General features: G+C 67.6%; 10 protein-coding genes. 6 read left to right on the top strand and 4 right to left on the bottom strand.

Annotated features, from left to right (window positions below; translation table 11 throughout):
* A partial coding sequence (locus ACFXN1_RS49300) for an aminotransferase class I/II-fold pyridoxal phosphate-dependent enzyme (RefSeq protein ID WP_379464069.1) occupies positions 1–1,837 on the top strand: 1,837 nt, incomplete at its 5' end.
* Positions 1,838–1,862: 25 nt separating this feature from the next.
* On the opposite strand, the gene ACFXN1_RS49295 is transcribed toward ACFXN1_RS49300, so the two are convergent.
* The gene (locus ACFXN1_RS49295; protein ID WP_379436534.1) at positions 1,863–2,444 is read right to left on the bottom strand and encodes a TetR/AcrR family transcriptional regulator; all 582 of its coding nucleotides are present in this window, start codon (positions 2,442–2,444) and stop codon (positions 1,863–1,865) included.
* Between the two features lie 67 nt (positions 2,445–2,511).
* Here ACFXN1_RS49295 and ACFXN1_RS49290 point away from each other — a divergent pair, with 67 nt between their 5' ends.
* Positions 2,512–3,828, top strand: coding sequence for a family 1 glycosylhydrolase (locus ACFXN1_RS49290; protein ID WP_379436536.1), 1,317 nt, complete (start codon positions 2,512–2,514; stop codon positions 3,826–3,828).
* A 162-nt stretch (positions 3,829–3,990) separates the two neighbouring features.
* Here the strand turns inward: ACFXN1_RS49290 and ACFXN1_RS49285 are convergent, their stop codons facing one another.
* Both ACFXN1_RS49285 and ACFXN1_RS49280 read right to left on the bottom strand, forming a co-directional pair.
* Entirely contained in the window at positions 3,991–4,983 is a 993-nt protein-coding gene (locus tag ACFXN1_RS49285; RefSeq protein ID WP_379436537.1) for an LLM class F420-dependent oxidoreductase, read from the bottom strand.
* The gene (locus tag ACFXN1_RS49280) at positions 4,983–5,456 is read right to left on the bottom strand and encodes a MarR family winged helix-turn-helix transcriptional regulator (RefSeq protein ID WP_379436539.1); all 474 of its coding nucleotides are present in this window, start codon (positions 5,454–5,456) and stop codon (positions 4,983–4,985) included. Before ACFXN1_RS49280 ends, ACFXN1_RS49285 begins: the two co-directional genes overlap by 1 nt.
* A gap of 80 nt (positions 5,457–5,536) precedes the next feature.
* Between ACFXN1_RS49280 and ACFXN1_RS49275 the strand changes: the two genes are divergently transcribed.
* Positions 5,537–5,860 (top strand): rhodanese-like domain-containing protein, encoded by a 324-nt coding sequence (locus ACFXN1_RS49275; protein WP_379436540.1) that lies wholly within the window; start codon positions 5,537–5,539, stop codon positions 5,858–5,860.
* Positions 5,861–5,977: 117 nt separating this feature from the next.
* Positions 5,978–6,667: a dienelactone hydrolase family protein gene (locus tag ACFXN1_RS49270; RefSeq protein WP_379436542.1), complete on the top strand. Its 690-nt coding sequence runs from the start codon at positions 5,978–5,980 to the stop codon at positions 6,665–6,667.
* Between the two features lie 21 nt (positions 6,668–6,688).
* On the opposite strand, the gene ACFXN1_RS49265 is transcribed toward ACFXN1_RS49270, so the two are convergent.
* Positions 6,689–7,273: a helix-turn-helix domain-containing protein gene (locus ACFXN1_RS49265; protein ID WP_354841517.1), complete on the bottom strand. Its 585-nt coding sequence runs from the start codon at positions 7,271–7,273 to the stop codon at positions 6,689–6,691.
* 119 nt (positions 7,274–7,392) lie between these two features.
* Between ACFXN1_RS49265 and ACFXN1_RS49260 the strand changes: the two genes are divergently transcribed.
* Positions 7,393–7,578 carry a hypothetical protein gene (locus ACFXN1_RS49260; protein WP_379436543.1) on the top strand — a complete coding sequence of 62 codons (186 nt, stop codon included), beginning with the start codon at positions 7,393–7,395 and terminating at the stop codon, positions 7,576–7,578.
* A gap of 5 nt (positions 7,579–7,583) precedes the next feature.
* On the top strand, positions 7,584–8,744 hold the full coding sequence (locus ACFXN1_RS49255; protein WP_379436545.1) for an acyl-CoA dehydrogenase family protein: 1,161 nt from the start codon (positions 7,584–7,586) through the stop codon (positions 8,742–8,744).
* Positions 8,745–8,853: the final 109 nt, after the last annotated feature.

Below are 8,853 nucleotides of genomic sequence, written 5' to 3'. Positions count from 1 at the left end.
CGGCAACCCGGTGGTCGCCGACTACACCGTCGAGCAGCTGGTCGAGATCGGCCGGGTACTCGTCGCCGCCGATGTGCCGGTGATCTGCGATATGTCGTTCGACCTACTGGTCGAGGGGCACATCCCGATTGCGTCGATCGTCGTCCCGACGGCCGATGGTCCGGTCCGCCTGTATGACCGGGTCCTCAGCATCACCGGTAATTCCAAGGCGTTCAATGCCTTCGGGCCGTGCAAGCTGGGTGCGGCCTGTTCGGGAGACCAGCAGTGGCTGGCCCGGGTACGCGAGCGACTGCGTGTCGCCTTCCAGCGTGAGACCACGCATCTGGCCCGTGCCACGATCGAGGGCACCTCGGACGGATACCTGATCCGGAACCGCGTGCTGCTGCGGGAGCGGATGGATTTCGCGCGTCGGCTGGTGGCCGGGATCAATGCCGGATTCGGCACCGAACTACTGCGGCCGCTGGGCAGCCGGGACGGCATGTTCCTCACGATCGAATTCGATGCCGGGGTGATGTCGGCGGCGGCGGTGCGATCCAGCGCGGACCTGGAGGACCTGCTGCTGATGGCGGCCGGTATCGACTGCGTGGCGCTGGACCGCACCGGATCGCATCGAATGGGCGTCCGGCTCAATGTGACAACGCCCCGGCGCGCCACCGGTGAGGTGGGTCCGGACCTGGTCGTCGAGTTGTTCGACCGCATCGAGCGGCTGCTCCAGCGGATCGACGCCGGCATGACGTATTCCGGCGCCCTGCTGGAACGACGGATTCCGGCTCGGTCCCCCCGTGTCTCCACCGTCGGCGTGCTGCGCGAAACCGCCGCCCACGAATTGCGTGTCGCCTCCACACCGGAAGATGTGACGGCGCTGGTCCGCAGCGGGCTGAAGGTGGTGGTGGAGCAGGATGCCGGGCGGTGGGCCCGGTTCGACGACGCCGACTATCGGGCCGCCGGCGCCTCGGTGGTGCCGGGACCCGAGTGTGTCTTCGCCGTCGCCGACCTGGTCGCCTGGGTGAAACCGCCTGCCTACGACCTGGATACGATGCCGACGCGGACCGGGCAACTACTACTCGGATTCCAGGATCCGGTGAAACGCCGCCGGTCCATTCACCGGCTGAGTCAATACGGGGTGGAGTCGGTGGGCTTCGAGCACATGCCACCGGATCTCGAAACGGCTCACCTCGATCCGCTGACCGCCATGAGCCGGATCGCCGGTGAGGTGGCCTACCGCGAGGGGCGTGAGCGCCTACGCGAGCAGGATCCGGATTGTGTAGTGCGTGCGCTGATCATCGGATGTGGGCAGGCCGGGCTCGCCGCCATCGACGCCGCGGTTCGCTGTGGTGATGCGTCGCCGGCCGCCATCGGTCGCCGAGCCGAGCAGCGCGCCGCCGCGTCGGCCCGGGGCGCGAATCGTTTTCTCCTCGATCCCGATCCGGACCGGGTCGCGGACTACATCCGTTCCGTCCGTCCGAATCTGGTGGTGTGCGCGGCCGGACGGCGCGGGGCGGCCGCGCCGGTGCTGCTGGACCGGTCGGGTCTGGCAGCCTTGCCGAACGACGCGGTGGTGGTCGATCTGACGGCCAAGTCGGGTGGCAACTGCGTGGTGACCCGCGTGGACGGCACGGTGACGCTGGCCAACAACGTCACCGTGATACATCGCTCGAACTTCCCGTCCGTGCGTCCGGATGTCGCGAGTCGTGCGTACGGTGCGGCCGCGGCCACCGCGATCCTGGGGTACAGCGCGACCCCGGGGTCAGATGGAAGGGATGTCGTCCCAAGCCTTTTCGAGGGCGGTGCGGAACAGGGTGCGGCAATCGCCGGTGTCGAGATGAGCGAACTGTGACAGCGGCGGGGTCGCGATCAGTGCATCAGTCGCCGGTGAACGTCATGCCGGTGAACCGGGTCCAGCACTGCCGGAGATAGAACTCCATGTCGATGGACGGGTCGATGAGCCAGCGCGATTGCAGGCCGTCGGCCAGGGCCATGAACGCGGTGGCCATCACCTCGGAGTCGACGGACTCGGGGATGCCGCCTGCCCGCTGCATGCCGCGGATGAGCTCGGCGAAGCCGGCGGTGCCGAGTTCGTAGTGCAGGCGCATGTACTCGTGGGCGGGATGGTTCGGATCGGCGGCGGCCGCCTGCATGTGGGTGAACAGCTCGATGAGGCCGGGCACCTGGGTATTACGGCGAATGAGCTGGATGAGCGCCTCGGGCGTGGGGTCGCCCATGGCGGCCACGTCGATCTCGTCGCGTTTGCGCAGGACCGCGACGAACAGCTCCTCCTTGGAGCCGAAGTAGTGCAGCAGCCCGCTCTGGCTCAGGCCGACCGCCTCGGCCAGCTCGGCCACCGAGGTGGCCAGGAATCCGCGCTCGGCAATGGTGTGCAGCGCGGCCTCCAGGATCTGCTCCCGCCGTTCGATGCCTTTCCCGTAGGGGCCTCGTTTCGCCATCGGTCGAGTTTAAGCGGACTCTGAGAGTTGCTTGTCCACCAAAACCGAGCGCTGTACGGTTTTGCCCATGCGATTCCGCCGCCGCAATCTCGCCCTGGTCGTCCTGGCTGCCTCCGCCGCCCTCACCGTGAGTGCGGCCCCGGCCTTCGCCCGGCCGGAACCGCCCGCCAGGATCGCGCCGCTCGGCCCGGACTTCCTGTGGGGCGTGGCGGCCTCGGGATTCCAGTCCGAAGGGCATGCGCCGGACAGCAATTGGTCCCGCTACGCCGCCTCCGGGAAAACCGATGACCCGTACGGGGATTCGATCGACTTCGCCGACCGCTACGAGTCCGATATCCAGCTGGCGAGGCAACTGGGCGTGAAGGTGTACCGGATCGGCGTCGAATGGGCGCGGGTGCAGCCCCGGCCGGGCGTGTGGGACGAGGACGGACTTCGCTTCTACGACAGGGTGATCGGGGCCATCGAGGCGGCGGGCATGCGGCCCATGCTGACCCTCGACCACTGGGTGTACCCGGGCTGGGAGGCGGATCGGGGCGGCTGGAATCGGCCGGGGATGGTCGACGACTGGCTGGCCAACGCGCGCACCATCGTGGACCGCTACGCGGCGGGCAATCCGCTCTGGGTCACGTTCAACGAGCCGGCCATGTACATGATCAACGAGGTCCGGATGGGCTCGCTGCCGGTGACCGCGGTGCCGATAATGCAGGACCGGATCGCGCAGGCGCACAACGCCATCTACGACTACATCCACCAGGTCCAGCCGGACGCGCTGGTCACCAGCAATGTCGCCTACATCCCGTCGGCGGAGGACGCGGTGAACGGCCCGCTCATCGGCAAGGTCGCCGCCAAGCTGGACTACATCGGAATCGACTACTACTACGGCCTGTCCCCGGACGCTCTGCGTTCGGCGAACATCAGCCAGCTCTGGCACAACCCGCTGCAGGCCGACGGCATCTACTATGCGCTGGAACACTATTCGCACGCCTTCCCGGGTAAGCCGCTCTATATCGTCGAGAACGGCATGCCCACGGAGAACGGCAGGCCGCGCGACGACGGGTACACCCGGGCGGACGACCTGCGCGACACCGTCTACTGGGTACAGCGCGCCAAGGCCGACGGCATGAACGTGATCGGCTACAACTACTGGAGCCTCACCGACAACTACGAATGGGGTTCCTACACACCGCGATTCGGCCTCTACACGGTGGACGTCCTGACCGACCCCACCCTCACCCGCCGCCCCACCGACGCGGTCCCGGCCTACACCGAGATCACCCGCGCGGGCGGCGTCCCCGCCGGCTACCGCCCGACCCGCGAGCCCAAGACCTGCTCGCTGGTCGACGCCCCCGCCAGCTGCACCGATCCGGTGACGCTGCCCCGCTGACCACCCGGCGGCTCGCCGGATCGGCCGTGCGACACCGTGTCAGGTGCTTCCCCCTGACCGACCCGAACCGCGCATCGGGTGTCGATCCATCGGTCCGATCCGGCGATGCACCGCATGCCGCCCGCTGACCCGGACATCGGTGTCAGCGGGCGGTTTTCGGGTTCAGCGCAGTGCGGGAACGACCTCGCGCTCGAAGAGCTCCAGGCCGGAGGTGTCGTAGGCGGTCTCCGGGAAGTAGTGGATGGAGTAGCCCAGCCCGAGATCCTCGACGCGCGAGAGCCGTTCGACGATCTGCTCGGGGGTGCCGACGGAGGGGGAGTCACGGAACATATCCTTCACGTGCTGGGCCGCGCCCTCGGCCCCGACGAAGGGGGTCAGGCGGGCCTCCAGCTGGGACAGGCGGTCCTGCACCTCGGCCTCGGTCGCGCCGATCAGGGTATTGAAGTTGGAGCTCCGGGTGATGGCGTCGAATTCCGTTCCGACCGCGGCACAGTGGGCGCGCAGCAGGTCCGACTTCTGGGTGAAGGTCTCCGGATCGCCCGCGAAGTTGGTGTACTGGGCGTACTTCGCCGCGATGCGGAGCGTCACCTTCTCGCCGCCGCCCGCGATCCAGATCGGAATTCCGCCCTCCTGCAGGGGAAGCGGGCGCACAATCGCGCCGTCGACCTGGTAGTGCTTGCCGTCGAGAGTGGCCTTGCCGGTGGTCCACGCCTGCCTGAAGATCTGCACGCCCTCGTCCAGGCGGCCCAATCGCACACCGGCGGAGGGGAATCCGTAACCGTAGGCGCGCCATTCGTGCTCGTACCAGCCGCCGCCGATGCCCATTTCCACCCGGCCGCCCGAGATGAGATCCACGGTGGCGGCGACCTTGGCCAGGTAGGCGGGGTCCCGGTAGCTCATGGCGGTGCACATCTGGCCCAGCCGGATGCGCGTGGTGCTGGCCGCCAGCGCGGACATGAGCGACCACGCCTCGTGGGTGGCCTCCTCGGTGGGGACCGGCACGGTGTGGAAGTGGTCGTACACCCACAGTGACTCCCAGACGTCCCCCGAATCCGCGCGCTGCGCCAGGTCCCGCATCACTCCCCACTGTGCGGGGGGATCGATGCCGACCAGGTCGAGCCGCCAGCCCTGCGGGATGAAGATGCCGAAACGCACTAGATGTCTCCTCTGTTCGAATCCGGTGTGGTCACCTCGGCCGGGCCGAGCACCTTGCGCAATGCCGTTGCCACGGTCTCGAGTTCGGCCGGATCCAGTCTGCCCCCGAAGCGCTGCTCGATGCCGGTCAGATAGTGCGGCGCGGCCTCACGGAAGCGGTGGCGGCCCGCATCGGTAATGCTCACGAACGCCGAGCGGCCGTCGTCGGGATTGGATTCACGCCGAACCAAACCGTGCGACTCCATCTCGGTCACCAGGCGGCTGACCCGGGTGCGGCTCAGCACCACCCGCTCACCCAGGTCGCTCATTCGGAGCCGGTGTGGCCCATCGAGTTCCAGCAGCACGTCGTACCAGCTCAGCGGCAGTCCGGTGGCGCGGCGCAGGGCCGCGTCGAGCTCGGGCACGAGTTTCGCGTGGACCTGCAGCAGGGCGGCCCAGGCGTGGACGGCCGGATGGGATCGGGAAGCGGACACCGGAACATCATAACCAGTTGCGTGCGCGCGCACATAAATAGTAGCGTGCACACGCACATATTGTTCGGAAAGGAACTCCCATGACTGCGCTCATCACACGCGACGAACTCGTGCAAGAGATCGAGGCCGGTTCGGTCATCGTGCTCGACGCCCTCGGCGGCGAGTACTACGCCAAGGCCCACCTCCCCGGCGCGCTCACGCTGGTCGAGGCCGAGGTGGAAAGCCGCGCGCCGCACCTCCTTCCGGATCGCGACGCGGCCATCGTCACCTATTGCTCCAACGCCGCCTGCCCCAACAGTCAGAACGTGGCCACCCGGCTGGAGCGGCTGGGCTACACCAATGTCCGCAAGTACCGGGACGGTATTGAGGATTGGACCGAGGCGGGTCTGCCCGTCGAAAGCTGATCGCACGCACCGGAACTCGGCCGCCCCCGTCGCGATGCGCGGCGGGGAAGCGGCGCATTGTCCCAGACGCGCTACGATGCCCCGGTTAGTTCGATCTCCGACGGAGGGGGCTCACCGGTGAGCATGATCCAACTGACCACACCCGACGGCACCATCGACGCGTATGTCGCCACTCCGGCCGGACCCGGGCCCTGGCCCGGTGTCGTGGTGGTGCACGACATGGTGGGTGTCAACGACGACATGCGGACCATCGCCGGCCGCCTGTCCGGCAACGGGTATCTCGCCATCGTCCCGAATCTTTTCACGCGCGGCCGGGTTCGGTGCGTGCCGAGCGTGATCCGGGAACTGCTGTCCAATGGGAACGGCACCACCGTCCACGACATCCTCAGCGCCCGCGCCCATCTCATCGCCGATCCGAACTGCACCGGCCGGGTGGCCGTGGTCGGCTTCTGCCTGGGCGGCGGGTTCGCACTCCTGGCCGCCACCAAGGGTTTCGACGCCGCGGCGCCGTTCTATCCCTCCGGCCGCGGCAACTACGAGGACATCCTGCGCGGTTCCTGCCCCATCGTCGCCAGCTACGGCGCCCTCGACCCCGCCAATCCCGGCCGCGGCCCGAAACTCGAACGCGTCCTGACCGACTACGGCATCGACCACGATGTGAAGACCTACCCCGGCGCCACCCACGCCTTCGCCAACCTCACCCCGGCCGAACCGGTCATCCGGGTCGCGGGCCTCGGCTACAACGAAGAGGCCACCGAGGACGCCTGGCGACGCATCTTCGCCTTCTTCGAGACTCACCTGCGCTGAGCCCGGTCCGGCTCCGGCTGCTCAGTCCCTGACGGTGATCGACAGGCGCGGGCGGGTGGGGTTGTCGGGGGAGACGCGTTCCCAGACGGCGTCGAGCATGGGGGCCAGCAGGAGTTCGCCGAATTGGCGGATCAGGACGGCGACAATCTGGGCGGATTCGGGCTTGTCGGTGGAGGCCAGGCCGGCCTCCCGCAGGCCGGCGACCTCGCTGCGGGTCAGGTCCACGAGCGCGTCCAGCAGGTGGATGCGGGTTTCCGAGGGTTCCAGCAGCGAGCGGCGGATGTAGTTCACGACGGCCGGGTTGTCGTGCAGCATCCGGCGGACCGCTTCGTCGCGGGCCGACGCGACTTCGGCGTGCGTGCCGGTGGGGGGAATCGAAGCGACGGTCTGGGCGAAGTAGTCGACGACCAGCTTGTCGACCGCGTCGCGCAGGCCGTCCTTGGTCTTGAAATGGTGCTGGACGAGCCCGAGAGTGACGCCGGCCTCGGCGGCCACCGCGCGCAGCGAGACCCGGGAGTCGCCGTACTGGGCGAACAGGTCCATGGCGGCATTGCGGATACGGGCCTTGGCGGTCAGGTCGTCATTGGTGGCTCGTGGATTCAGCATCGCCCCTCAACTCGTCGATTGCGTCCGCCGATTTTACGTCGAGTGGTAGCGGTTCCCGGTCAGGCGCTGAGCTGGCGTTATCATTGAACCATTTACGATACAACTGTATCGTTCGCTGCATGGCGGAACCAGCGATGCGGCCCCTGACCGGGGATCGACCGGTGGCCGACATGCTCGGCGCGGAACGCGCGGTGTCCACGGCGCTGGGGGCGGTGTTCGCCGACAAGACCATTGCCGAGCTCGTAGCCATCGCCGCTCGGGACGACCTGCCGCTCAACGGCATCCGACGCAACAACGGAGAGTGACACCGATGTCCGTACTGTTCCCCGACTACCGCCCCACCTGGGAGACGGACCAGCACCGCGAGCTGCGCAAGCACGCGGCGGAGTTCTTCCGCAAGGAGTCCGCGCCCAACCGCGAGCGCTGGACCAAGCAGCACATGGTCGATCGCGAGTTCTGGAACAAGGCCGGTGACGCCGGTCTGCTCGGGCTGGACCTGCCCGAGGAATTCGGCGGCGCGGGCGGCGATTTCGGCCTGCAGGCCGTGGTCCAGGAGGAGCTGGTCTACGCGCACGACAATGGCTTCGGTTTCTCGGTGCACTCGCCGATCGTGTCGCACTACGTCTATCACTACGGCAATGAGGAGCAGCGCCGGAAGTGGCTGCCCGGCATCATCAGCGGTGAGCTGGTGCTGGCCATCGCCATGACCGAGCCGGGCACCGGTTCGGACCTGCAGTCGGTGCGCACCACCGCCATCCGCGAGGGCGACCACTACGTCATCAACGGCTCGAAGACGTTCATCTCCAATGGAACTCACTGCGATCTGCTGGTGATCGTGGCCAAGACCGACCCGTCCCAGGGTGCGGCCGGCGTCTCGCTGATCGTGGCCGAGACCAAGGATCTGCCGGGCTTCGAGCGCGGCCGGGTGCTGGAGAAGATGGGCCAGCACGCCCAGGACACCCGCGAGCTGTTCTTCTCCGACATGCGCGTTCCGGTCGCCAATCTGCTCGGCGCGCAGGAGGGTCTGGGCTTCTATCAGCTGATGGAGCAGCTGGCCCGCGAGCGCCTGATCATCGCCAGCCTGTGCTCGGCCTTGGCCGAGGCGGCGGTGCTGGAGGCGCTGCGCTACTCCAAGGAGCGCGAGGCGTTCGGCCGCCCGATCGGGAAGTTCCAGCACAACGCCTTCACCCTGGCCGAGGTCAAGACCGAGACGCTGGCCATCAAGACGCTGGTGGACTACGCGATTCAGCAGTACATCGATGGCAAGAACGATCCGTCGACCGCGTCCATGGCCAAGCTGTTCGCCGCCGAGACCGCCGACAAGGTGGTCGACAAGTGCCTGCAGCTGTTCGGCGGCTACGGCTACATGATGGAGTACCCGATCGCGAACATGTACACGGGTTCGCGCGTGAACCGCATCTACGGCGGCACCAGCGAGATCATGAAGGAGATCATCTCCCGCTCGCTGTGACGCGGAGGCGATACGACAGTGGGGGGGGGGGAAAGGGGGGAGGTGCCACCGTTTTTTTTGGTTTTCTTTTGCCTCCGTTGCGTTTTTGCGGGGGGGCTTCCCCCTCCCC

The organism is Nocardia sp. NPDC059154 (assembly GCF_042755705.1).
Lineage (GTDB): Bacteria > Actinomycetota > Actinomycetes > Mycobacteriales > Mycobacteriaceae > Nocardia.
This window is presented reverse-complemented; position numbering and strand designations above follow the sequence as displayed.